23 protein-coding genes are annotated in these 23,716 nt (G+C 43.7%); 8 read left to right on the forward strand and 15 right to left on the reverse strand.

Annotated features, from left to right (window positions below; translation table 11 throughout):
* Positions 1-25 precede the first annotated feature (25 nt).
* The 5 genes from GLO7428_RS08205 to GLO7428_RS08225 all read right to left on the reverse strand — a co-directional run bounded on the left by GLO7428_RS08205 (position 26) and on the right by GLO7428_RS08225 (position 6,749).
* Positions 26-1,036 carry an ABC transporter substrate-binding protein gene (locus tag GLO7428_RS08205; RefSeq protein ID WP_015188100.1) on the reverse strand — a complete coding sequence of 337 codons (1,011 nt, stop codon included), beginning with the start codon at positions 1,034-1,036 and terminating at the stop codon, positions 26-28.
* Positions 1,037-1,105: 69 nt separating this feature from the next.
* Positions 1,106-3,703: a TonB-dependent siderophore receptor gene (locus GLO7428_RS08210; RefSeq protein WP_015188101.1), complete on the reverse strand. Its 2,598-nt coding sequence runs from the start codon at positions 3,701-3,703 to the stop codon at positions 1,106-1,108.
* Positions 3,704-3,874: 171 nt separating this feature from the next.
* The gene (locus tag GLO7428_RS08215) at positions 3,875-4,858 is read right to left on the reverse strand and encodes a helix-turn-helix transcriptional regulator (RefSeq protein WP_015188102.1); all 984 of its coding nucleotides are present in this window, start codon (positions 4,856-4,858) and stop codon (positions 3,875-3,877) included.
* A 143-nt stretch (positions 4,859-5,001) separates the two neighbouring features.
* A complete protein-coding gene (locus tag GLO7428_RS08220) occupies positions 5,002-5,439 on the reverse strand; it encodes a DoxX family protein (protein ID WP_015188103.1) in 438 nt (145 codons plus the stop codon).
* A gap of 182 nt (positions 5,440-5,621) precedes the next feature.
* Positions 5,622-6,749, reverse strand: a complete 1,128-nt coding sequence (locus tag GLO7428_RS08225) for an AI-2E family transporter (protein ID WP_015188104.1) — start codon at positions 6,747-6,749, stop codon at positions 5,622-5,624.
* Between the two features lie 145 nt (positions 6,750-6,894).
* Between GLO7428_RS08225 and GLO7428_RS08230 the strand changes: the two genes are divergently transcribed.
* Together GLO7428_RS08230 and GLO7428_RS08235 are read left to right on the forward strand one after the other, a co-directional pair.
* Complete coding sequence (locus GLO7428_RS08230; protein ID WP_231295567.1) at positions 6,895-7,506, forward strand: DUF99 family protein; 612 nt, start codon at positions 6,895-6,897, stop codon at positions 7,504-7,506.
* Position 7,507: 1 nt separating this feature from the next.
* Complete coding sequence (locus GLO7428_RS08235; RefSeq protein ID WP_041918557.1) at positions 7,508-7,918, forward strand: gamma-glutamylcyclotransferase; 411 nt, start codon at positions 7,508-7,510, stop codon at positions 7,916-7,918.
* A 32-nt stretch (positions 7,919-7,950) separates the two neighbouring features.
* Here GLO7428_RS08235 and GLO7428_RS08240 read toward each other — a convergent pair whose 3' ends face one another.
* From GLO7428_RS08240 to GLO7428_RS08255, 4 genes are all read right to left on the reverse strand, one after another.
* Positions 7,951-8,511, reverse strand: coding sequence for an anti-sigma factor (locus GLO7428_RS08240; protein WP_015188107.1), 561 nt, complete (start codon positions 8,509-8,511; stop codon positions 7,951-7,953).
* 159 nt (positions 8,512-8,670) lie between these two features.
* The gene (locus GLO7428_RS08245; RefSeq protein ID WP_041918558.1) at positions 8,671-9,327 is read right to left on the reverse strand and encodes a sigma-70 family RNA polymerase sigma factor; all 657 of its coding nucleotides are present in this window, start codon (positions 9,325-9,327) and stop codon (positions 8,671-8,673) included.
* A 584-nt stretch (positions 9,328-9,911) separates the two neighbouring features.
* Positions 9,912-10,472: a late competence development ComFB family protein gene (locus tag GLO7428_RS08250; RefSeq protein ID WP_015188110.1), complete on the reverse strand. Its 561-nt coding sequence runs from the start codon at positions 10,470-10,472 to the stop codon at positions 9,912-9,914.
* A gap of 96 nt (positions 10,473-10,568) precedes the next feature.
* Positions 10,569-11,525: a M23 family metallopeptidase gene (locus tag GLO7428_RS08255; RefSeq protein ID WP_015188111.1), complete on the reverse strand. Its 957-nt coding sequence runs from the start codon at positions 11,523-11,525 to the stop codon at positions 10,569-10,571.
* A 245-nt stretch (positions 11,526-11,770) separates the two neighbouring features.
* Between GLO7428_RS08255 and GLO7428_RS08260 the strand changes: the two genes are divergently transcribed.
* Positions 11,771-14,047 (forward strand): cation:proton antiporter, encoded by a 2,277-nt coding sequence (locus GLO7428_RS08260; protein WP_015188112.1) that lies wholly within the window; start codon positions 11,771-11,773, stop codon positions 14,045-14,047.
* Here GLO7428_RS08260 and GLO7428_RS08265 read toward each other — a convergent pair.
* Complete coding sequence (locus GLO7428_RS08265; RefSeq protein WP_081588056.1) at positions 14,034-14,708, reverse strand: LysR family substrate-binding domain-containing protein; 675 nt, start codon at positions 14,706-14,708, stop codon at positions 14,034-14,036. The genes GLO7428_RS08260 and GLO7428_RS08265 overlap by 14 nt on opposite strands.
* 8 nt (positions 14,709-14,716) lie before the next feature.
* On the opposite strand from GLO7428_RS08265, the gene GLO7428_RS08270 reads away from it, so the two are divergent.
* Positions 14,717-15,595 (forward strand): IS982 family transposase, encoded by an 879-nt coding sequence (locus GLO7428_RS08270; RefSeq protein ID WP_015186563.1) that lies wholly within the window; start codon positions 14,717-14,719, stop codon positions 15,593-15,595.
* A 7-nt stretch (positions 15,596-15,602) separates the two neighbouring features.
* Here GLO7428_RS08270 and GLO7428_RS08275 read toward each other — a convergent pair whose 3' ends face one another.
* A complete protein-coding gene (locus GLO7428_RS08275) occupies positions 15,603-15,887 on the reverse strand; it encodes a LysR family transcriptional regulator (protein ID WP_041918559.1) in 285 nt (94 codons plus the stop codon).
* A 131-nt stretch (positions 15,888-16,018) separates the two neighbouring features.
* Between GLO7428_RS08275 and GLO7428_RS08280 the strand changes: the two genes are divergently transcribed.
* Together GLO7428_RS08280 and GLO7428_RS08285 are read left to right on the forward strand one after the other, a co-directional pair.
* Positions 16,019-16,537: a GNAT family N-acetyltransferase gene (locus GLO7428_RS08280; protein WP_015188113.1), complete on the forward strand. Its 519-nt coding sequence runs from the start codon at positions 16,019-16,021 to the stop codon at positions 16,535-16,537.
* Between the two features lie 16 nt (positions 16,538-16,553).
* A complete protein-coding gene (locus tag GLO7428_RS08285) occupies positions 16,554-16,967 on the forward strand; it encodes a GNAT family N-acetyltransferase (protein ID WP_015188114.1) in 414 nt (137 codons plus the stop codon).
* A 24-nt stretch (positions 16,968-16,991) separates the two neighbouring features.
* Here GLO7428_RS08285 and GLO7428_RS08290 read toward each other — a convergent pair whose 3' ends face one another.
* Entirely contained in the window at positions 16,992-17,207 is a 216-nt protein-coding gene (locus GLO7428_RS08290) for a hypothetical protein (protein ID WP_015188115.1), read from the reverse strand.
* A 122-nt stretch (positions 17,208-17,329) separates the two neighbouring features.
* Here GLO7428_RS08290 and dapF point away from each other — a divergent pair, with 122 nt between their 5' ends.
* Complete coding sequence (gene dapF / locus GLO7428_RS08295) at positions 17,330-18,175, forward strand: diaminopimelate epimerase (RefSeq protein ID WP_015188116.1); 846 nt, start codon at positions 17,330-17,332, stop codon at positions 18,173-18,175.
* Here the strand turns inward: dapF and GLO7428_RS08300 are convergent.
* From GLO7428_RS08300 to cofH, 3 genes are all read right to left on the reverse strand, one after another.
* Positions 18,172-19,683, reverse strand: coding sequence for a family 10 glycosylhydrolase (locus GLO7428_RS08300; protein WP_015188117.1), 1,512 nt, complete (start codon positions 19,681-19,683; stop codon positions 18,172-18,174). The two genes, dapF and GLO7428_RS08300, sit on opposite strands and share 4 nt — an antisense overlap.
* Before the next feature lie 439 nt (positions 19,684-20,122).
* Complete coding sequence (gene psb27, locus GLO7428_RS08305) at positions 20,123-20,533, reverse strand: photosystem II protein Psb27 (RefSeq protein ID WP_196797478.1); 411 nt, start codon at positions 20,531-20,533, stop codon at positions 20,123-20,125.
* A 109-nt stretch (positions 20,534-20,642) separates the two neighbouring features.
* Positions 20,643-21,812 (reverse strand): 7,8-didemethyl-8-hydroxy-5-deazariboflavin synthase subunit CofH, encoded by a 1,170-nt coding sequence (cofH, locus tag GLO7428_RS08310; protein WP_015188119.1) that lies wholly within the window; start codon positions 21,810-21,812, stop codon positions 20,643-20,645.
* 181 nt (positions 21,813-21,993) lie between these two features.
* Here cofH and GLO7428_RS08315 point away from each other — a divergent pair, with 181 nt between their 5' ends.
* Positions 21,994-23,667, forward strand: a complete 1,674-nt coding sequence (locus GLO7428_RS08315; RefSeq protein ID WP_015188120.1) for a hypothetical protein — start codon at positions 21,994-21,996, stop codon at positions 23,665-23,667.
* Positions 23,668-23,716: the final 49 nt, after the last annotated feature.

Here is a 23,716-nt window from a genome sequence, read left to right on the forward strand (position 1 = left end):
GAGCAGCGTATACTTTTTTATAAGCTTAAAGAGTATCACTAAAATATCTATAAAGTTCATCAACAAATTGATTAGCTGTAATTGGACCTACAACGGTGCTAGCCCAACTCACTACATATACTTGGTTATTCTGTACAGCTTTTAATGTTGACCAGAGCGGTTGTTTCAAGAACGATAGTGATTTAAGGTTTTCAGAATCGTCTTTACGGAGTATGTCAATAAATAAAATATCGGCATCCCAATCAGGCAAAGCCTCAAGGCTTAATTCTAAGTAGCCTTTGAGATTTTTATAAGCAGGGATGAGCGGTATACCGGCATCGAGCATGATCTGACCGTATGGCACAAAATCCGATCCATAAACAGCAATATTTGACCCGTAAAGGTGAAGAACCGATACTGTTTTAGTCCTCAACTTTTCGGCTAGCTGTTGCTGAAACGTTTGAATTCGTTTACCATACTCAGCTAAAATTTCTTCAGAGCGATCGCTCCTGTCTAAGATTTCGGCTAAATATTTCAAGTTTTTTTTGAAATCGACTCCACTAGCCGTATCTATCATTACCGTAGGCGCGATCATAGACAAGAGTGAATAGTATTGCTTTTGCCATATATGTCCCACAATTAAATCAGGTTTTAGACTGATAATTTTTTCTAAAGATGGTTGTTCCCGATGACCCACAAGCGGAATATCAGCAACAACCTGATTAAGCGTATCCGAGTTGATACAGTAGGGGCAGGTGGCAGCACCCACTGGTTTTATGCCTATTGCTAATAACGGGTCGAGAAGGTAACTACCATCTAGTACCACAATGCGCTGAGGATGGAGGGGAATTTCTGCTTGTCCTAAAGCATGGCTCACAATTTTTGTTGCTGCTGATTTTTGTGCAGAGTCTGACTGCTCTATTTGTTTAGTTGTTGAATTTATTCTGCCTGGCTGAAGCCACAGCGTCTTACTATTGCAAGCAGCGATAGAGAAGACAAAAACTGCTGCTAAGAAGAGTAGAAATAGCTTGGCTTTACGGAACACTTTTTTCCTCATTGTGAAGCATTACAGAATTAACCCATATTCAGCCTGTATCTTTGAGTTCTAACTGGGAGAAGTTGTCCACTAAAATTCCCAACTCACCGAACCGACAATTGTAAAGGGTTCAGTTCTTTGAACAAGAGTTCTGCTGAAGGCAAACGCTGCCTCGTCTACATCAAACAAGTTACGGATATTAATCGCACCTCTGAAACGTCCCCTTCGATAGTAAAGTGCTGCATCAGTTCGTAAGTAATCACCTAGTTGAAACGAGTTATCTAAATCACCTTGCCGTTCACCGATATAAAACAGTCCTAAACCAAATCCTAAGCCCTCTAAAGCACCTTCTTGAATGGTATAAGTTGTCCAGAGACTTGCTTGATTTTCTGGTACATTTGCTAATCGATTGCCTTCAGGAAAGGTGTTATCTTTAGTAACTTCTGCATTGGTTAATGCATAGGACAAAATTACGTTCCAACCAGGTAAGATTTCACCTGTCACATCAAACTCAATCCCCTGACTGCGCTGCTCTCCAGTTTGAATAGAACGAGTAGGGTCATCTGGATCGGGTGTAAGAACATTGGTTCTGGTCAAATGATAGGCAGCTATGGTTGCCGAAAGTCTGCTATCTAGAAAATCAGCTTTTACACCAACTTCGTATTGAGTTCCTCTCGATGGCTCATAAATAACATCTGCATCCGTACTCGTGTTATCAAACCCTGAAAGAGGAGCAAACGATCGCGTGTAGCTAGCGTAGAGCGCAACATTTTCACTAGGTTGATAGACCAAACCCGCACGAGGACTAAAGGCACCGTCATTGCGGGTTGGACGATCAATGACATCTCCTGGTGTGGTCAGATCTACTGCAAGATCAGTTGAAACCCAGTCGTAGCGACCGCCAATTAAAAGTTTGAGATTATCTAGAAGCGCAATCTGATCCTGAAGATAAACACCGTACGAGCGCCGTACCAAATTGAAATCAGAGAAGGTAGGGATTGTTGAGTAGCTAGGAGTTGGAATATCGTAATTTGGATTGCGAATGTCCAGAGGAGGTAGAGGCGTATCAGTATCGACATTATTGCCTTCATTACTGAAGCGATTAAAATCAAACCCTGCTAAAACTTGATGGGAAATTGAGCCAGTTCCAAACTCTCCAACCAAGTCGATCTGTCCGAAAAAATTATTTCTCTGATAATTATCTTTGGAGGCATCAAATCCCCCAACAAAGCGATCGTCTTCTACTGTACTAGGAAATCCTGCCACATCATTTCTAAAATGAGTCAGGTTGAGCGCAACATTGTTTCTGATTCGCCAGTCGTTATTTAATTCGTGTTCCAGCCTGTATCCAAATCTGTCAACTCTAACATTTAGAAGGCTTAAACCAGGATAGTAGGGAGCAAAGTTTCGAGGAGGCAAACTACCATCGCTGAGAATTACAGTATTAGTGCCAGCAGCAGAAGGATTAGCATAAAGGTGAGTGTATTCATAGTATAGGTCTAACTCTGTTCGCTCTCCCAAATTAAAGGTAAGAGAGGGTGCGATCGTAGTTAACCTTGAGTCGGCAAAGCCTTGAAAATCACTTGAGCCTTGGTAGCTAGCAATGAAGCGATATAAAACAGAATTGTTATCTGTCAGCGGTTCTGATAAATCAATACTGGGTTGATATAACCCATAACTTCCTGCCGCAAATGTCGCATTATAATAGGGTTCATCTAAAGGCTGCCGTGTAATGAAGTTAATGATTCCACCAGGTTCCCCTGCTCCAAACAGAACTGAAGCAGGTCCTCTCAGCACTTCTATTTGCTCAACGGTTCCAATCGGTAAGAGGCTAAAAAAATCGGTATCGGGAAAGCCATTGCGGAAACTAGTAACTCCTGAAAATCCCTGGTCAAATCCTCTGATGATTCTGTTGTATGTAATTGATCCATTGCCATAAAGTCCGCCTCCACGAGCAACACCGCTAACGGTTTCCACTGCTTCATTCAGATTTCTCACCTTGCGGTCTTCCAGCACCTCTCGCGGCACAACTTGAATTGAGAAGGGAATATCCCGTAATGGTGTATCTGTTCGCGTCGCTGTAGAAGCACTCGACGGGTTATATCCCTCATCTTGCTCACCTGTCACCACAATCTCGATCGCATCCTCATCCGCTACAGTATCAGCATCCTCCAGAGTCACTGCTAGCACTAATCCTTGAGCTTCTGATGTCACCTCAGCAGCAGGTGGCGCATCGGTTCCTGTAATCGTTACCTGTACTTGGTTATTTGGTAAACTTGTTACACTCACCAGCGCAATTCCCTCGGTTGGATTTGCTTGGGAAAACGTTTGAGCGATCGCCGCACCTGCAATATCCACAATCAAATCATTGCCCACAATCCGAGTTTCCGGCACTTCAAAATCGCCATTTGCTGTTTCCAGCACTACCTGCAAGCCTTCCTCTGTTGCTTCTACACGCACATTCGTAATTTGTACTACCGACGCTTCGATTTGCGCGAGCCATTCTTTGACGGTTGTCGCGGGTTGGTCTTCAGTAAGCTGAGGTAAAGAAGATACCCGTTCTTTTGTGTTAATGTTCTCTGATGCATAAACTGCTGAGGTTAGCAATAGGGTAAAGGCGATCGCTCCCACTTTGACAACATCTTGAATTAGCCATAGAAATCTGCCCTGCAAACCCATTCTAACCATGCCCCACACCAAACAAGAATCTTTATCAACAAACCTAAATTGCAAGATTACAAGATTTGTATGGGTACCGCCACACGGTAGAACGCCAATTTTTTATCCCTAAAGCGTCATTGAGTGAGTTAACTTATGACGACTCTTTAATTACAATGCATTAACTTTCCCCATCTGACATTATTTTGGAGTCATACCAAACTTACGCTTGAATGCCTCAGTAAAATGTCCCAAATGAGAATAGCCTACTGCATGAGCAACTTCCGAGACTCGCATCTGTTGGCTGCGTAACAGCTGTTCTGCTTGCTCCATGCGCACATTGTGCAGGTAGCCAAACACGGTTGTACCGAATAGTTCGCGAAATCCCCGCTGAAGGGTGCGTAGGCGTAGCCCGCCGCAGGCATCGCTCACCTCCACTTGTTGTGCTAACTCTGGTAGCGATGGCGGATTCTCAAATTGTGTCGTCAAAATTTCTTTAGCGTAATGCAAACGGGCGATTGTTTCAGGCTTTAGCTTTGGTAAATTACGCAGCTTTTGATCTACTGAAATTAGGTCGAGGTGTATTGCTAATAACTCAAATACCTTTCCCTGAAGATACATCCGCTTCGCCGCACCTCGATAGGGTGCATTCAATAATTGTTGCGCCACCGATCGCATTTTCAAAGTTACTGTTGGGTAAAGCGATGTTTTCCAGTCATCTCCTTTAAACAGTAGCCTCCGAATATCAGAATTGTATTGCTTATCTTCCTGCAAAAATGAGTTTAGCCATTCTGGCTCAATGTCTACACCCACATGGATTGAACGCTCTCCGCCTCGGTACTTTTCAACATACGCTGGTGAAATTCCGCTACCTGAAAAATAAGCACACGCCCCGCCCAAATTAGGATGAACTGCCTCAAAGTAAATGAATCCTGACAGCAAAATCACAATTTGGATATCATGCTCGTGAACAGGTGCTTTTACTATCAAGTCCTGCTGGTATTCGCAATCATAGAAATTTAAACACAGCCCTGGCGATAGCTCTATGTTGCGATTATAGCCGCGACCTATGCACTCTGGTATGCCTGTAATGTGCTCCAAATCATCAGACACCATGTCAAGTTGAAGTTTGGGAGCCTGCTGATGTAATTCATCCCAGTTTGCTTGGTTGAGGATCAGTGTCATAGCGAGGCTAAGGCGCTAAGTTAGTAGATTATTACTAGATGAGAATCATTGTAATTAACTTTAGCACGCTCTAGCTCGCCAACGCCAAAGAATGTCGCTACGCCGAAAGCGATCGCCGTTTTAGCAATACATAAACTTCTGTGCTAAGTTTCTCTTTCATACAAATTGATAATTGCTGCTTGGTTTTTGATATCAGTTGCAGGCTTTGTATACCACCACGCCCATGCGATTAAAACCGCTTGAAACGGCAATCTTACAACCTGAAACCAAGGAGAATCAGGAATATTATCAATATGAATGTGGTTTACCGCCATATTAATATTGGCAGGAAAAACCGCAATAAAAAGTGCAATTAGTCCCCACGCAGCAGCGCGACTAACTGTAGGAACTAATAACCCAATTCCTCCTAGAATTTCAAAAACGCCACTAATATAAACTAGCTCTAAGGGATATGGTAAAAGAGATGGCACAATACTGACAAAAATATCAGGTACTGCAAAGTGAAGTAGACCAACTACAATAATACATACAGCAAGAATAACGCGAAGAAGCTCTTTATTTTTACGAATGATTACTATCATAAATTTAATTAAGCTCAATTCTATCAATTTTCTGCTCTGCTTACTCTGCGTCTACAGTCTTTTGTTCAAGCTTAATGCTAATATCATCTTTGGTTAAATCACCAGACTATCAATCACGAATAATTAAATATTAGCTATTAGCAATTCTAACCGGATATTCATAACTTACAGAGAAACGCTATCTATAAATTATTACCATCATCATTAGTCGTAGAACTGACTTTAAGTAAGATTTGATCGCTACTATCGAGTGGGTTATAAAAAAACGAGCCAGTTTGAGGTGGTAGTGTGGGGTCAAATACAATTTCTGTTAAACTCTTCACAACACCAGTAAGAGGAATTGCTAAAATTACTCCCAAAAAACCACCAAGTTGCGCTCCTAATAGCAACGAGACGAAAATAATTACAGGAGATAACCCCGTCAGGTTTCCCATAATTCGAGGGGCGACTAAATTATCTTTAATTTGTTGCAGTGCTACCGCAACTGCTAAAACTTGGAAGGCAAGCCACCAGTCAATAAACGCGACTACAATTGTTACCGTTGCGATTCCTAAAGTTGCGCCAATAAAGGGAATCACTTCCATAAAACCAATAAAAACCGCAAATACAAGAAAAAATGGCACGCGCAATGTCCAAAAAGCTAGTGTCAGCGTTACTGCCATGAATAAACCGAGTAATAGCTGACCAGAAACGAATCTTTGTAAGTTACGCTGAAGTGATTCTGTCAGCTTTTCACGAATCGTTGGTGCAAAAATACGTGTTAAACCTTGCCACAATCGCTCTCCATCAATGAGCATATAAAACGAGATGACCAAAACAAAAATTAAATCTAATACCCAATTAAAAGTTCCCAGTACCAAACCAAAGCCTTTCGTCGCGATCGCTTCGCTTAAAGTTTGCGCCCGTGCGAGAAACTGTGATGCTAAGATGCGGACATCAAACGGTAAGTTATGCTCTACACTCCAAGTCTGAAACATTGTTAACTGCTGTTGTGCAGAGGCTACCAGCGATGGCAAATTAACGACTAATTGCCGTGCTTGAATAAACACTGGCGGTACTAAAGTCACAGCAGTGATAACGACAATGACTCCGGCTAATAAGTAAACAAGGATTGCCGCAATACTTCGAGGTATAAACGATTGCAAAGCTACAACCGCGTAATTGAGTAAAAATGCAATCAACGCAGCCGTAATCAAAATGCTGAGTAGTTCTCCAATAAACCTTAAGGCATTGAGCGTTACCCAACCATTTATCAAAATCAGCAGCCAGGTAATCAAAAACTGTTGCAATGGCGAAAAGACACGATTCATTAGAAAGCTGTATTCACAAGCTACTCTCCAAAATGTAGCAGTAAATAAACACGACAGTCAGCGCGATCGCTGCTGCTTGGTGGCTAAAGTCACAACTACACTTGAGTTGCCAATTGCTAATCATTTTGCTAGCTTTTGTTTACAAATGTTGTGGTTTCCAATCCACTGCATGGATTTAGAGTCTTTACTACGACGCCGTCGTACTATTCGTGTTATTGGGTTTGATGATGCACCGTTTTCCCGCCCTAGCAGCAGCGGAAAAGTTAGTATTGCTGGTGTAGTTTGTGCAGATACTCGATTTGAAGGGATGGTTTGGGGAGAAGTGCAGCAGGATGGCTGGGATGCAACCCAAATCATTTGTCAATTGCTAGTAGGGAAAAAATTCTTGCCACAGTTGCACATTTTGCTGCTTGATGGTATTGCTTTTGGTGGATTTAATCTGGTGGATCTTCCCTTGCTTTCGCAAACACTGTCACTTCCATGTGTTGCTGTCATGCGACGCTTACCTAATCTTCAAGCAATGCAAGCAGCGATACATCATCTACCGCAATCTGCCCAAAGACTACAAATATTACAACGTGCTGGTACGATTTATCAGTATCCACCCTTTTTCTTTCAAGTATCTGGGGCAAGTCCTGAAGTAACGTTTGCCGTACTACAACGTTTGACAAATTGTGGAAAAGTGCCGGAAGCATTACGTTTAGCGCATCTTATTGGTGCTGCTGTCGTCAAAGGGGAAAGTGGAAAATCAGCGTAAGATGAAACTAAAATCCGTTGATGTATTTGTCTATGGAACTCTAAAACCTGGACAGATGAACTATCAACACTACTGTACGGATAAAGTGTTGAGGGTAAAACGGGCGATCGCTTTTGGTCAGCTTTATCATCTTCCTTTTGGTTATCCGGCGATGACTTCGGGTGAGAATCGCGTACAAGGGTTTGTGCTTTCGTTTGCTGATGCAGAAATATTAACTCACCTTGATTTGCTAGAAGACTATAATCCTCACCGTCCGATCGCAGAAAATGAATACTATCGCCAGCAGATTGATACTTACAACTTAGATTTAACTTTTCTTACTTCTGCTTGGGCGTATTTTATGACATTAAAGCAAGTTAATCATTTTGGTGCTAAACTCCTACCGGATGGTTGGTGGAGTGGTTGTAAGTAACGATCATTCAACCACTCGTAGTTGCTTAAATTTTACTCGTGACGGTAGTCAGCTTGATTGATAAAGTGTGGTTCTGGAGCAACGACGGCTGCTTTGGGAATTTCGATAACTGGACTGTTCACCGCTACCATTAAAGTTTCGTCGGCTTCAGGTACTGGTTGCAACCCAGCGATTTGCAGTGATGGACGACCAGTAAATACGCCAGACAATGCACCAACAAATAATGCAGCGATCGCTGTTCCTCCCCAGAGGGCTACTCGCCGCGATCGACGCCGATCAATCCGAGTCAAGACTTGCTGTACAGTTTGTTCTACTGGCTCGTGTTCGGTCGGTGTTGGTAGCGTTCGTATACTTTGACGTAACTTGAGCAATCTGGCGTATAAACGTTGCATTTCTACGTCATTCGCCAGCCATTCTTCTACTTGCTGCCGTTCTGCTGCTGTGACTTCACCATCAAGAAAAGCACTTAATAACTCGAAACGGTCGCGCTGACATCTATCCATAACACCTGTTGGTTTAGCATAACCAGTGTGTATTGCTGGCGAATCCTTTTTTTGGGATTGCTCACGTGGCAACTTGATCTCAGACGTCATTTTAACACTACTACCAAATGTGATTGAGGAAACGAGCCAACTATTCACGCTAGTTAACTGCTACTTCTAATAATCTTCAAAAATCTAAGGTTTTGAGAATCTTCTTTAAGACATAATCCTTATCTGCTTTTTTACTTATCTTCATCAAGTCAAGAATCACTAACCATCTAAATATTGTTGAAGTTGTGACTGTAATCGCGAACGCGCCCGCGCGATTCGAGACTTAACAGTACCCAAGGAAACACCAGTAATTTCGGCAATGTCTTCATACGCCATGCCTTCGATTTCCCGCAGTACGATTGTTGTCCGGAAAACTTCGGGTAAGTCAGCGATCGCCTCTTGGAGTTGTTCGTAAAACTCCCGTGTTGTTAACTCTTCATCGGGACTGGGGTGATCTCCGGCAATTTCCCAATCCATATCTCCATCTTCCACTGCACGGGGAGCGTCCAACGATAACGGGCTAGAATTGCGCTTGCGTTTGCGTAGCTCGTCGTAGAATAGGTTTGTTGCAATCCGACTCAGCCAACCTCGAAATTTCACTGGATCGTTTAAGCGCTTGATGTTGCGATAAACTCGAATCCAAACTTCTTGAGCTAAATCTGCTCGATCTTGCCAGTCGGGAGCCAGATGGTATAAAACCTTATCAACGTGGGATTGATACCGACGTAACAATTCAGCAAATGCATTTCGTTCTGGGCGTAGCCCAGCTTGACAACGCAAGATTAAATCGTAGTTAGATAAGCTGTCTACTTGCACTGGTGTTTGAGGAATATTTGCCTCAACAGATGACCAGCTTACAGGAATTGATTGACTCATAAAAGCCACTGGCTCGACACTTCCCTCATTATTAGACACCACAGTTGTAGGGAAGTTCCTTGCCTGAGTGCCAGATTTATCACTGGCTCAATAGAGGGGCGAGGGGTGAGGAGTGAGGAGTGAGCGGTTAGTTTTGAGTTTTGAGTTTTGAGTTAAATTCTCTCATTCAGAATTCAAAACAAAGAACTCATGCTTCTCAATCTCCTCTGCACTGCTGCTAAAGCTACCAAGGGATGGAAGCCGCAGGTAATTGAGGTATCTTTGCGCGATTTGGGGAATTGACTAAACGCGTTGGGGTTTCTCCTATACGGTAACTTGGATAGGTAACGGTCTTGTTTGGCAAACGTACTCCCAAAAACAAATTAAGGCAAAACGTAGCTGTGACCGCTAATATCAGTTTCTCTAGCATCACTATTCCTCACGCCACACTATTTTTGCTAAATCACAAATCTCGGCAATCAGCTTGCGACAACAAGCCAGATACCAAAGAATATGACTGAACTCCTAGCTATAATGTGCCTGAGGTATGAGAAAAAATGCGTGAAAAACTGGTAAATCTTTATTAAATTTTTGTCTGAGAGTGATTAAGATACCTCATGGTCTGTAGCTGTTTGTTCTTCAAAATTAGGCGCGTACGCTTGTAGGAGGCTACTGACTTGTTTGAGGACTTCGTTTCCTGTACTTTTGCTGATAGCTTGCCGTTCGGGGAAGAAATGGGGTTGATCGAGACTGCGGGCGATCGCCGCGCTGACTTGCTCGCGAATTAAATCTTGTAGTTCTTCACTCGCTCTTTGGCTTTGGTATTTAGCACCTTCTTCAGTTGTCGCATAAAGCGGCGGCAGACGATTTAACGCGTAAGCGGCAATATCACCGACGTCAATAGTATGTACGCTTGTCACTTGAATTTCTGCTACTCGCGCGATCGCTTCGGTCAGCACTAATTCTTCCATCACATTGATGAATTGCTTGCGTGGTACTGCAACAACTTCCCCTGTTAATAGCGCTCCCATGAGCTTGTCGAGTGCCATGTAATCTTCAATGGAAAGTTCCGCTGCTGTGTCGCAAATTCGACCGACCTCGGTTTCCATTGCTGGTGTTAAATAACCATCATGCAAAGCTTGTTCTACTATCTTTTGGATACTCATAACGCTTCCAAACTCCACGGCGCTTGCTCAATAGATCGCAGTAACCTTGTATTAATTTTTCCCAGTTCTCCCGCAAAACGATCAAGCTTGATGCAATTAGTTAAATCCTTGTTCGCGCCAAGGTACGGGATCGACCGCTTCGCCATGAACATACAATCCCCAATGCAAGTGAGGTCCTGTAACTGCGCCTGTGGCTCCTACTGCGCCAATGACTTGACCAGGTTTGACCATATCTCCTTCTTTAACATCAATGCGGCTGAGGTGTAAAAAAGCGCTTGTGACTCCTTGACCGTGATCGATGCCGACAATGTTACCGTGAATGCGGAAGCCTTGCGATACTGTACCAACCAAAGCAACGCGTCCTGATGCTGGTGCTACCACCGGCGAACCGACGCCACCTGCATAGTCAACACCGCGATGGTAGTAATCTTTGGCAAATTTACCGTTGTAGTAGCGACGAACGCCGTAAATCGCACTGATCCGACCTTTGTTTGGTCGGGCAAAAGCACCATTCCAGTATTTTTGTGGTGTCACAAGTTTTTTAAACGCCGCCACGCGGTCGAGTTCGTATTGTGTGGCGGAGATTCCTGATTTTCCAGGAGGAAGATTGATGCGTTGGATGGGAAATGAGCGATTGCCAACTTTCACAGCAATATTACGTACTTGATCGCCAGCTATAACTTGAAATCGACGTACACCAGGTTGTTCTAGCGGCGTTGTTGGTAGCATCGCTCGAAATCGATTTGGGGCAATTTCAAAAGCAGGGTATGTTTTGTCTTGTAGCTTGATGGTAGGAGTCCTGCCGGTTGTGCCTGGTTGCTGCTCGATCGCAACAGCGATTGTATCTCCTAACTTCGGATTGGTTGGAGAAACTCGAACTTGCAAAGCACCGACTGCGGGTGTGCTGAAGGTTATGGGCAAAGCGATCGCCACAATTCCAACTAAGCCTAGCGATAAGAAGCTGATCAGGCGCTTAAATTTAAATAGTCGATGATTGCTTCCAAAATTAACTAATTTTTTCCAGAAATTATACGCGCGGTATTGGTGAGTCATAAAACGAAAAAACCTGAAGCTGATTTTGACGATCTAGACTAGCTCTTTGTGGTTACTCTGTCCAACTAGTTGGAGGTCAAAGGTCAAAGTTCAGGTAATGCTTATAGAAGTTTAGAGGGTCAAGCAATCAACATAGGTTTTATGGTGCGTGTTGTGACATCAAAATTCAGTCGTGCTACTTTTCTGAGAAACTGAAAAGTTTGTATGCTGAAGTTTATAGACCTTAATAGTTCTTTTAAAAACTTGTGCAAGAAGATTTTAGATTAATTGTTGATTTAGTTTTGGTTCTCGCCGCCGCTGCTGGTGGAGGGCTGTTAGCGGCGCTATTACGTCAACCAGTACTACTGGGTTATCTTTTGGGAGGTATGGTCGTTGGTCCTGCGGGACTAGGATTAATCAAAGAATTAATTCAAGTAGAAACTCTGGCACAGTTTGGCGTTGCGTTTTTATTGTTCGCTTTGGGTGTTGAATTTTCTTTTGCTGAAATAAAAAAAGTTCAAGTTATTAGTTTAGGTGGTGGTGGGTTACAAATCGCCTTAACAATTTTGATAACAGCCTTAGTCTCACTCTTTGTCGGTTGGGTGAGTTCTCCAGCGCAAGGCGTGTTTTTAGGGGCAATTTTGTCACTCTCCTCAACCGCAGTTGTCCTCAAGTGCTTGATGGAACGTAACGAAACGGAAACCACCCACGGACAGGTGATGCTGGGAATTTTGGTGGTTCAAGATTTGGCACTAGGATTAATGTTGGCGGTCTTACCAGCTTTGGATCAACCTGCTGAAACAATCGGTCTTGCGGTCGTTACTGCGCTCTTGCGGATTGGCTTATTTGCTGGAGGTGCAGTCGCTGCCGGAATTTGGCTGATTCCAGGGCTGTTGAGACTCTTAGCACGCACCGAAAGTAAGGAGTTATTTTTACTTGGCGTTGTGGCTTTATGCTTAGGCATTGCCCTACTCACAGAACATTTAGGTCTTTCGATTGAAATGGGGGCATTTGTTGCCGGATTGATGATTTCGGAGGTGGAGTACGCCGATCAAACTTTAACGTATGTGGAACCACTGCGTGATATTTTTGCCACGCTATTTTTTGCGGCGATCGGGATGTTGATCGATCCGGTGTTTCTCTGGCAAAACTTAGAGTTAATTTTAGGATTGGTGGCGCTGGTATGGTTGGGTAAGTTTTTGATTGTTACGCCTTTAGTCAAAGCGTTTGGCTACTCGTTGAAAACAGCTTTATTAGCAGGATTAGGCTTAGCACAAATTGGGGAATTTTCTTTCGTTTTAGCAAGCGAAGGACAGGCGTTAGGGTTAGTTTCTCGCAGAGTATATCTTTTAATTTTGGGAACAACCGCAGTGACGCTGGTGTTAACACCATTTGTGTTGCGGTTAGTTCCGTCGTTTTTTAATTGGGCAGAATCTGTACCTTGGCTAAGACCATATTTAGATGCGGATGTACCAAAAGAAGTTGCATCAGATATTCCAATACAAGGTCATTTGGTTGTTTGTGGTTATGGACAGATGGGGCGTAATTTAGTGCGACTGATGCAAGAACACGGGCTACCTGTGGTGGTGATTGACCAGTCAGAAAGTAAAATTCAACAGTTACGTGAAACTCATATACCGTATGTGTATGGAAATGCGAGTAGTTTGCGAGTATTAGAAACTGCTGGGGTAGATAAAGCGCGATCGCTCGCAATTGCCTTGCGCGATCCGATGAGTACGCGTTTGTGTCTGAAGCGGGCTTTGGAACTATCACCGGAACTTGATACCGTAGTTTGTGCGAATAAAGATCAAGATATTGAATTGCTGTATCAACTCGGTGCAAGAGAAGTTGTCCAACCAGAGTTTGAAGCGAGTATCGAACTTTCAACGCATTTATTAGCAGGGGTAGGTTTAGCACTACCAGTGATTCAACAAGAAATGCAGCAAATTCGATCGCATCATTATCTCGAATTGCGCCCTGCGCGATCGCCTGCGCAAGTTTCGCGCGAGTTACAGCTAGCTGCTAGAGATATGAATAGCCGCTGGTATCGTTTACCTGACAAATCTCCGCTGGCTGACATGACGTTGGAAGAAGCAAACTTACGGTATCTTACTGGTGTCAGTTTGATAGCAATCCGTCGAGCGAAAGGTGAAGAAGTCGATTATCCTGATGCGACAGCAATTTTACAAACAGGCGATCGCTTGTTACTTGTCGGAACGACTGAGGAACTCGCGGCGTTTGACGAATTAGCGAAAGGTGAAGTGGCGATTCATGATGAAAATATGCTGTGTCACTGGATTACACTTGGAGTGAATAGCCCCGTGGTTAATCAAACCTTGGCTCAGTTGGATGTTTTTACGCGTTGCAGTGTACAGGTACAAGCAATTCGGCGTGATGGAAAATTCTTTTGGTTTCCTGATAACAGTATGAATTTACAAGCAGGCGATTTGTTATTGTTGTGTGGAGCTTATCCAGCGTTGAATCAACTACAGCAGTTACTGTCAGCCCAAGGCGTACAAAGTATTTTTCCTATTCTGTCGTAATGTGTGCGGCGGTATTAACAAACTTCTGTAAAACTGGAGAGGAGTCGTGTTGTCGCCAGGCTACAGCGATTTCAATTTCTGGTGTGGGTTCTTGAAGCATTTTATAAACAACCCCTGGTCTTTGTAAATTTTGCAGCGAAGCAGGTACAAGGGCGACACCAACACCGCCAGCGACTAAGCTGATTGTTGTTTGCAGTTGCGTTGCTTCTTGCACAACGTTTGGCGTGAAATTTGTCTGTTGAAAAAAGCGTAGAATTTGGTTGTATAACCCTCCTCCTAAATGATGCGGAGGTATGATAAACGGTTCGTGGCTGAGTGCTTTGAGTGATAATTCGGGTAATGCTGCTAAGGCGTGAGTTTCGGCGATCGCGACAACAAGGCTTTCTTGTAATACAGTCGTAGTACTAAGGATGCGGCTTTCAATCGGTAAATAAAGAATACCGACATCGATTTGGTTTTGGTGAAGGCGATCGCACTGTTGGTGCGTGGTTAACTCTTGCAAATCTAACTCTACATCTGGGCAGTGTTCGCGAAAGACACGTAAAATCTTTGGCAATACACTGTACGTCGCTGAACTGTTAAAACCAATTACTAATCGAACCTGAGTTCGGGATAAGGAAAGGGGCAGGTAGTAAGCTGAAAATAACGACAAATCCAGCAACCTGCCCTATGTTTAGTTTAGAGGCTTTGTTTTGCCATGTAGATGATTTCTGTAAGGCTTTTGAAGCGCAGTGGCACAAAAAGCTATTAAGTCATGGAGGAATAAAACGTAATCGTTCAAAAGGTCTATGTTGGAGTGAGATAATGACGATACTGATTGCGTTTCATCAGAATCACTACCGAAATTTTAAGTATTTTTATTTGAATCAAGTGAAACGATATTGGAGTGATGCTTTTCCAGGTCTTCCGAGTTATCAAAGATTTATTGAATGGCTACCATCGACCTTGATACCGTTGTGCGTTTACCTCAAGCATTGTTTTGGAAAATGTACAGGTATCGGTTTGATAGATTCGACAAGCTTAAAAGTCTGTCATAATCGACGGATTGCTCAACACAAAGTGTTTCAAGGTTTAGCGGCTCGTGGCAAAACTTCTGTGGACTGGTTTTATGGTTTCAAACTTCATATTGTCGTCAATGAACTTGGTCAACTCTTAAATGTGACTATCACTCCTGGTAATGTTGATGACCGTCAGCCAGTTCCTGATTTACTTAGTCAGCTGTTTGGCAAGATTTTTGCCGATAGAGGTTATGTTTCTCAAAAACTGGCAGCTCAACTTTTAGAAGACTTCGGTATTCAGTTTTTTGCTAAACCTCGGCGCAATATGAAAAACAAGTTGATGCTTCTGCATGACAAGCTTTTATCCCGTAAACGTTCCATTATTGAGACTATTAACGACCAACTCAAGAATATTTCTCAGATTGAACATTCCAGGCACCGTAGTCCTGTGAATTTTTGCGTTAACGTTCTGTGTGGATTAATCGCTTATTGCCATCAACCTAAGAAACCCAGCCTTCAGATGGACTGGCTTTTATCTCAAAGTGCTTAACCCGAACTCAGGTTAATCGACCAATTTCACCACGACTGGCTTTTTGAACTGCAATAATTGCTTGATCGACTTGTTGTAAGACTAGCCGTGACTTTTCTAAAAACACTTTTCCTGGAGTTGTTAATTCTACTCTGCGCTTGGTTCGCTCAAAAAGTTGAACCCCTAACTCGACTTCTAAGTCTCGAATTTGTTGACTTAATGGTGGTTGGGCAATGTGCAATCTTTCTGCTGCACGACTGAAATGTAGTTCCTCTGCAACTGCAATGAAGTAATGTAGGTGTCGCAGTTCCATTTAGGTAACTGGTAATAGGTAATGGTTGTTCAATTTATATATTTAAAGTATAAATGAGCTATTAAAAATATATTGGACATCTATTGATTGCTTCTCTACAGTGAGTAGTAGGCGTACTCAGGAAGCTGAAAATGGATGAAATTGATATTAGAATTCGCGTAGCAACGATTGAAGATCGGGAGTTAATTCTTTCATTTATTTCGCAAAAAGCAAACTTTGATAGGTATCCCCAGCCTCTAGAAATCACGATTGATAAGTTAAGGCAAACTTTATTCGCTCAACCTCCACTCGCACAAGTGTTGTTAGCCCAAATAAATAATGTTGCGGTTGGATTTGCGCTATTTTCCTACGCTTACTCTAGCTTTTTAGCACAGCCGACGCTTTGGGTAGGCGATCTGTATGTACAGCCGCTAATGCGCGGTAAAGGAATTGGTACAGCGTTGTTGCAACGTTTGGCACAAATTGCAGAGGAAGCAAATTGTGGCAGGTTAGAATGGACGGTTGCGGATCGCAATACCCGTGCGATCGCTTTTTATAAAAAACACGGTGCGCAAGTTTTAGATGTCCGGCTGTGTCGAATCGAGCGATCTGTAATTTCGCAACTAGCAGGTAAACGGTCAGACAAAAGATTTACTGCTTCTCAAAAGTAAACAAAGAACATGAAATATGCACAAAGTAAAAATTAGCTATAAGGAGAATTATGATATTGATCGCCACAGTATTCTTAATTTATATAAAGCGAATGATTGGTCTTCAGCTAATAAACCTCAGCAACTCTACAATGCACTAATGAATTCTCACTTTCTAGTTTCTGCGTGGGATAAAAGTAAGCTAGCTGGTTTAGGCAACGCTATTTCTGATAACTTTTTAGTCGTTTACTATCCTCACTTACTTGTTTTGCCAGAGTATCAGAAACAGGGCGTAGGTAGACAAATTATGAAGATTTTAACGTCTCGTTACCAAGGTTTTCATCAACATATCCTCCTTGCAGACAAACAGGCAATTGAGTTTTATAAAAGGTGTGGATTTGAGCGCGCAGGCGAAACTGAGCCAATGTGGGTATATACGGAAGAAGATTAGTCTACTTTAAACCACTTTTATCTACTAGTTTATTGGCTTAAGATAAGCGATCGCGTGTCGCCAGACGATGATAGTCTGATTATTTACATCGATAATACATAAACAGTTTTGATCTTGCCAGCTAATTTTGCCAATGACTAAATCGCCAGTGACAAGTTTTAACTCGACGCGGTTTACTTGTTTAATTAAGGTTTGAACTTGGCGAATGCTAGGTAATGCTGGATCAAATTCGCTAGGCATAAATTTGGTTTTCTCGTTGGGAAAGGGGTAATGGGTAATCGGTAATCGAAAACAAAAAGATATTTACCAGTTACCAGTTACCACTCTTTAAGTTACATTTATTTTCACTCACTTAAAATCCTATGACGATTGAATTTGCCAAATATCACGGACTCGGAAACGATTTTATTTTGATTGACAATCGCTTGTCATCACAACCTGTCGTCACGCCCGAACAGGCAATTATGTTATGCGATCGCCACTTTGGTATTGGTGCAGATGGCGTTATTTTCGCGCTACCAGGGCAAAATGGCACTGACTACACGATGCGGATCTTTAATTCTGATGGTTCAGAACCGGAGATGTGCGGTAATGGCATTCGTTGTTTAGCGGCATTTGTTGCAGAAATTGACGGTAATCAGCAAGAAAATAGCCAAAAACGGATTCATACGCTGGCTGGCACTATTACACCGCAAATCATGTCTGATGGTCAAGTCAAAGTAGATATGGGTGTCCCTCGGTTATTGGCAAGCGAAATTCCAACAACTTTAGGTGCGGAAAATCAGAAGGTCATCGATCAGCCTTTGGAAGTCGCAGGGCAAAGTTGGGATGTGACGTGTGTCAGTATGGGAAATCCGCACTGTATTACGTTTGTTGAAGATGTGGCGGTAATTCCTTTAGAAAAGATTGGTCCACAATTTGAGCATCACGCCGTTTTTCCGCAACGAACGAACACCGAATTTATTCAAGTCGTGCGTCGCGACTACTTAAAAATGCGTGTGTGGGAACGCGGTGCAGGGGCTACTTTGGCGTGTGGTACAGGGGCTTGTGCGGCATTAGTCGCAGGTGTATTGACAGGAAGATGCGATCGCCTAGCGACAGTCGAACTTCCTGGAGGTTGTTTACAAATCGAATGGTCCGAAGTCGATCAGCGTTTGTGGATGACGGGACCTGCGCAGCGAGTGTTTACGGGTGTTGTAGGAGTTTAGCGGATTCTACAAGATTTGCGCTCGCTTTCTAGCTGTGGATCTTGCCAAGACAGGGCAAAATGACTGATTCCTTGAAGACGTGGCGCATAGGCGCGGAGTGCCTGCATTTGGGCTTCTAAAGATGGGCGATTGCTAATTGGTTTTCCCCAAACTCCAGCGATCGCAGGAATAACCTGCGTACCTGGGGGCGCGTACTGCAAAACTCGCTGTACCAAAGCCGCGATACAACTCGTATTATTGCAGGCTGCGTAAGACATCGGATGCCATTCTAAAGTCGTCGGAAAGCGATCCCAAGGCTGTAGGCGCGAGTCATACCCTTGACCAACTGCCTGGTTGCCATCTGGGAAAAATACTGCACCTGCTTTAACTCCCTGGCGCTGGACGGGCCACGCTGCGACTGCTAAAAAGTCGATGATACCTTGAATTGCATGAGCAACACTGAGTTGCCATAATTCCCATTGTAGTTGGGGCTGTCTTTGTGCAGCCGTTGGCGGTTCGTTTGGTGGTTGTGGTGCTGGGGGCGGCGTGCGACCTTGCCATAACGGTTCGCCTTCTTGCGGATACAGTTGATCGACGATTTCGATATCTCTGGCGCTGACATACCCTTTACTGAGAAAGCGTTGAATCAAATTGAGTCCTTTGTTGTTCAGCGCCCGACGATACAAGGCTTGTTGCGCAGCTTCGCTATGAATCCACAAATCTTGAACTCTGTTGACGACAGATCCCGCGCCTAACCCTCTGGGATAGCGCACGTAGTCGAAGAGAACGCCATCAGGACGACGGCGCATAACTTCGAGAACTAGCTGATAATAATCTCGTTTGGCTTGCAAGTTGTAAGGATCGACAAATACTTGGCTAGCATTATCGACGACATACAAGCTTGTTTCGCCTTTACTGTTGCGCGCTAGTGCCGATTGGCGATCGGGGCGCTGTCCGTAGGAGTAGCCAAAATTCATCATGAACATCCAAGCATAGACTTTCAAGCCGCGATCGCGTCCTTTTTGAATTGCTTGGGCAAGTAAATCGGTTCTTTCAGCCCCAGGAACTCGAACCACCGACGGCCAAACCGTGGGATTTGCTGCCGCTGGTAGCAAAACTTGACCGTCGTAAAATACTTCTACATACACTTGGTTATAGCCACGATTAACAACCTGATCCATTACTTTATCGAGGACTCCTGGTTGAACATCACACGGATATAACCGTAGCCATACTGCTTGGGTTTGAGGCCAAGTGCGATTGCGGCAGTCCTGTAAAATTTGAGCGTGTTGATTTACAAGCGCTCTGTAGCGATTCTGCGCGTCTGTGTTGCCTCGTAGTGCTGCTTGACGTAAAGTTTCTTTTTCTCGGGTTGCTGCTGTTGTTAGCTGACAATACGCTGTTGTTTGTGCTTGAGCCAGCGGAAGACTACCAAAATTGGCACTCAATAAGCTACTTGTCAACACAGTAGCAGCCAAACGTTGCCAAGCAAAGCGAGGACGGGCAAATCTCAAACGATGGTTGAACATTACCACAAACACAACATAAGTACGATCAATAAATCAGTCTTGTAAGACTGATGGTGGCAAGGCTAATCATCAACGCACACGTGATGACCTCAACAAGCGTTGCTTAAAAAAACAGCGCCTTAGATTATCTGTTACTAGCTGCACTAGAACAACGTCGCAAGGCACGCTAATAGGTCACTAGTAAGTACCCTGCGTTACAGAGTCTTTAAGACTAGTGTTAGAGACTACAAAAGCTCTGATTCGGTTTCCTTAGCCATTTAATTTCTTAAGTGTGGCACATGAAGGAAACCGCCTCAGGTGTTTAACTCAACTGCTCAAATCATTAGACTTATTAGCTTTTGGCGACTGATCTTGTCAAATTCATTGAGGAGTAAGATTTTATTTTTTAGTAGTGAACTTGCTCGCTACTTGCAACTTATCTTTTATGATTATGAAGAGTTTAGCTACCTCGGTTAAGCGCCATTTCTACTTGTTTGAATTCTTGTTCTAACCGTTGTTTGAGTTTTTTTGGGACTGGACGATTTGGGTAAGAACTATAGTGCCCTGCTAAAGAATTTAATGCAGTTCGCATTGTCGTGAAAGAACTTAAACCAGCAACACTACCATCTCGTTGATAACGCGCTGCAAATTCGTTGATCTTTTGACGGGCTTCTGTTTGCGCCTCGGCTTTTTCAGGCGCATCATCAGGCAAATCAAGGGCATTTCTCAGTGTGTTTACCACAGCAAGCGTATCTTGACGATAATCCCCACTCAGACTGTCTGAGAAAGCGTTGCTAGAACAGCCCGTCAAGCCGATGACAACAACCAACGCGAGGGCAAGTAGACGTGACCAATAGCGCTTCATAAGCATTAAGTGAGAAAAGACAGAAATCAACGTCCATCCTATCTCGGAATGGCACTGCGGGGATCAATTATTTGGAGTAGAGGGGCAGAGGAGGAATAGTTTTCTATACCACTCATCACTCCTGGCTACTAACCGTTTGCTTCTGGTCTTTTTTGATTAGGCAATAGAGAGTATCGCGTTGGGCGTAAGGTCTTTTGATAGAGGCGATCGCAGTGTGTAAATTTTCTACTTCCATACACGTACCGCCGATCGCACCCGCCATTGTAGTAATGTGTTCTTCCATCAAAGTGCCGCCAATATCGTTGCAACCCCACTTTAAAGCTTCTGTTGCTCCTGTTAGTCCTAGCTTGACCCAACTGGGTTGATGGTTGGGTATGACGTTTCCTAAAAAAATCCGTGCTACTGCTGTGAGTAATAAGGCATCAGCAAGTACTGGTTGATCTCTACCGACGCGGCGGCGTAATGCTTTAGGGGCTTCTTGACCGACGAATGGTAGCAAAATGAATTCGGTAATTGCTGCGGAATAGTTGCGATCGCGCGCTGTTTTTTGTAGCGATCGCAATTGTTCGAGGTGATGAATCTGCTGTTGGGGTGTCTCAATATGTCCAGAAAGCATTGTACTGGTTGTTGGTAAACCTAAGCGATGCGCAGTACTGACTATTTCGAGCCAAGTCGTTGTGTTGATTTTTTCTGGACACAAAATCCGCCGGACTCGGTCGTCGAGGACTTCGGCGGCGGTTCCTGGCATTGAACCCACTCCAGCATCACGCAAAGCAGCAATGACAGCGGCATAGCTCATATCGTCTTCTCGCGCGATAAATTCAACTTCCTGGGGTGAGAAAGCGTGTAAGTGCAGTTGCGGAAATTGTGTTTTGATGGTTTCTACGAGTTTTAGGTAATAAGGCAAAGAACGCCCGTTGATTTTCGCTTGCGGGTTTAATCCGCCTTGCATACAAATTTCTGTCGCACCGCGTTGTACTGCATCGGTGGTTTTTTCGAGAATTTGCCCCCAATCGAGCCAGTAAGCTTCTTTTTCACCAGAATCGCGGCGAAATGCGCAGAAACTACAGTGCTGTTCGCAAATATTAGTAAAGTTAATATTACGATTAATAACATACGTTACAGTCTCCCCTGCCTGCAAGCGGCGGAGTTGATCGGCGGTATCGCGAATTGCCGCGATCGCGTCTTCATCGGTTTGCTGTAATAAGATGACTCCCTCTTGTGGAGATAATTCGTCACCCGTTAAAACACGCGCCAGAATCTTTTCAACAGCTTTATTAGTCACAGAACATCAGGAATTAACTGCACTTCTGTTTCAATTGTGTCAGTAAATATTAAAAATCTGATGAGTCATGACACTTTTTCCGTGATGGGTAATGGGTAACGGCGAATAGGGAATATTTGATGTCTATTTTCCGCAATCATCGATTACCAATGACCAGCGTTCAAACTACACTTCCTTACTGATGTCACGCAATCACAAGCTCAAGACCGAATATCAAGATATATTGTTGCTGTTGGGATGGACGGCGATCGCTGTTGGTTTGCGGTTGACGCTACTTGCTAGTAAACCACCATGGACAGATGAGTTCTCAACGCTAGTTTTTAGCTTGGGTAATAGTTTTCTTGGTGTTCCTTTAAATCAGGCGATCGCGCTTGATACACTTTTGCAACCGTTGCAGCCTAACCCAAATCATGGCGTTGTCCAAGTTGTTCAAAACTTAATCACAGAAAGCAATCATCCACCACTGTACTTTGTGCTAGCTCATTTGTGGATGAATTTTTGGTTGCCGCAGTCAACAGATTTAGTTTCGGTATGGGTAGCGCGATCGCTTCCGGCGTTACTTGGTGCAGCATCGATTCCAGCAATTTATGGATTGAGTTGGCTGAGTTTTCGATCCCGCCTTGTGAGTCAGCTAGCGGCGGCGATGATGGCGGTTTCGCCTTATGGCATTTTTCTAGCGCAAGAAGCCCGACATTACACACTAGCAATTTTATGGGTGATTGCTTCTTTGAGTTGTTTAGCGATCGCAATTCGACGGCTTGAGTACCGTAAACTCATACCCCTGTGGCTCGTTATTGTTTGGATTGCTGCAAATTTTTTAGGAATGGCCACGCACTATTTTTTTGTGTTGACTTTGTGTGCTGAAGCTATTGTGTTAAGCGTGTTGTGGTGGCGTCAGCATCGGCGTACTGGCTTTCGGTTAATGTCGAGTGCTGATCCTTGGTGGCAAATTTTGCTCGTTGCGGTGGGGACGTTTTTGGGTGGTTTAGTGTGGCTACCTGTATTCTTCCACAACAATTATGGTAGCGATCTCACTGATTGGATTCAAAATGGAAGCAATGGATTATTAGCGTTACTTAATCCGATTTTTCAAGCACTAGCGGCTTGGCTGACGATGATATCGTTGCTACCAGTGGAAGCACGACAACTACCGATTGTGATTGCTTCGGGTTTTGTGATGCTCATTTTCTTTTTATGGGCGCTACCTTGGTTGTATCGTGGCATCAAAGTAAAACTCACGCAATCGAAAACGCGGTTAATGACGTGGGTTTTTGTGGGAATTGTGTGTAGTGCGATCGCGTTGTTCTTTTTCTTCACTTACGTTTTTGGGATCGATCTGACTCGTGGTGCGCGTTACAACTTCGTCTACTTTCCGGCGGTGATGGTTTTACTCGGAGCAAGTCTTGCAGTATGTTGGCGGACTCCTAATCAGCAAGGAAAACGTGCTGTCGCGTTAATCTGGCTAATGGGGCTACTAAGTGCAATTACGGTAGTATGTAATTTGGGTTATCAAAAATACTACCGCCCTGACTTGATGCTGGAAATTATGCAAAATGCCTCGCGATCGCCAATACTTATTGCGACAACGCACAAAACGCACGTGCAAATTGGCGAAATGATGGGTCTAGGAAGGGAATTTAAATTGGCTGGAATTGATACGCCGCAATTTCTGCTAGCGCGTGAAACCAGCGCACCCACGACGACTTTACAACAAGCCGTCAATAATTTTTCTCGACCGTTAGACTTGTGGTTAATTAATTTTCACGCTCCAGTGGAAGTAGATAGCTGTACAATTGATGCTCTATCTTCACCACCCGTCAATGGTTACGATTACCAACTGTATCGCTGCAATTAAATATATTGCGGAACTATCGCCTGCACCAGTAGAGTTGAGTTGATTCTCG

The organism is Gloeocapsa sp. PCC 7428, assembly GCF_000317555.1.
Lineage (GTDB): Bacteria > Cyanobacteriota > Cyanobacteriia > Cyanobacteriales > Chroococcidiopsidaceae > Chroogloeocystis.

Bases quoted from the DNA above. Each gene is read 5' to 3' on its own strand.
- GLO7428_RS08205 (WP_015188100.1), bottom strand. From the start codon at position 1,036: ATGAGGAAAAAAGTGTTCCGTAAAGCCAAGCTATTTCTACTCTTCTTA.
- GLO7428_RS08210 (WP_015188101.1), bottom strand. From the start codon at position 3,703: ATGGTTAGAATGGGTTTGCAGGGCAGATTTCTATGGCTAATTCAAGAT.
- GLO7428_RS08215 (WP_015188102.1), bottom strand. From the start codon at position 4,858: ATGACACTGATCCTCAACCAAGCAAACTGGGATGAATTACATCAGCAG.
- GLO7428_RS08220 (WP_015188103.1), bottom strand. From the start codon at position 5,439: ATGATAGTAATCATTCGTAAAAATAAAGAGCTTCTTCGCGTTATTCTT.
- GLO7428_RS08225 (WP_015188104.1), bottom strand. From the start codon at position 6,749: ATGAATCGTGTCTTTTCGCCATTGCAACAGTTTTTGATTACCTGGCTG.
- GLO7428_RS08230 (WP_231295567.1), top strand. From the start codon at position 6,895: ATGTTGTGGTTTCCAATCCACTGCATGGATTTAGAGTCTTTACTACGA.
- GLO7428_RS08235 (WP_041918557.1), top strand. From the start codon at position 7,508: ATGAAACTAAAATCCGTTGATGTATTTGTCTATGGAACTCTAAAACCT.
- GLO7428_RS08240 (WP_015188107.1), bottom strand. From the start codon at position 8,511: ATGACGTCTGAGATCAAGTTGCCACGTGAGCAATCCCAAAAAAAGGAT.
- GLO7428_RS08245 (WP_041918558.1), bottom strand. From the start codon at position 9,327: ATGAGTCAATCAATTCCTGTAAGCTGGTCATCTGTTGAGGCAAATATT.
- GLO7428_RS08250 (WP_015188110.1), bottom strand. From the start codon at position 10,472: ATGAGTATCCAAAAGATAGTAGAACAAGCTTTGCATGATGGTTATTTA.
- GLO7428_RS08255 (WP_015188111.1), bottom strand. From the start codon at position 11,525: ATGACTCACCAATACCGCGCGTATAATTTCTGGAAAAAATTAGTTAAT.
- GLO7428_RS08270 (WP_015186563.1), top strand. From the start codon at position 14,717: ATGTTTAGTTTAGAGGCTTTGTTTTGCCATGTAGATGATTTCTGTAAG.
- GLO7428_RS08275 (WP_041918559.1), bottom strand. From the start codon at position 15,887: ATGGAACTGCGACACCTACATTACTTCATTGCAGTTGCAGAGGAACTA.
- GLO7428_RS08280 (WP_015188113.1), top strand. From the start codon at position 16,019: ATGGATGAAATTGATATTAGAATTCGCGTAGCAACGATTGAAGATCGG.
- GLO7428_RS08285 (WP_015188114.1), top strand. From the start codon at position 16,554: ATGCACAAAGTAAAAATTAGCTATAAGGAGAATTATGATATTGATCGC.
- GLO7428_RS08290 (WP_015188115.1), bottom strand. From the start codon at position 17,207: ATGCCTAGCGAATTTGATCCAGCATTACCTAGCATTCGCCAAGTTCAA.
- dapF (WP_015188116.1), top strand. From the start codon at position 17,330: ATGACGATTGAATTTGCCAAATATCACGGACTCGGAAACGATTTTATT.
- GLO7428_RS08300 (WP_015188117.1), bottom strand. From the start codon at position 19,683: ATGTTCAACCATCGTTTGAGATTTGCCCGTCCTCGCTTTGCTTGGCAA.
- psb27 (WP_196797478.1), bottom strand. From the start codon at position 20,533: ATGCTTATGAAGCGCTATTGGTCACGTCTACTTGCCCTCGCGTTGGTT.
- GLO7428_RS08315 (WP_015188120.1), top strand. From the start codon at position 21,994: ATGTCACGCAATCACAAGCTCAAGACCGAATATCAAGATATATTGTTG.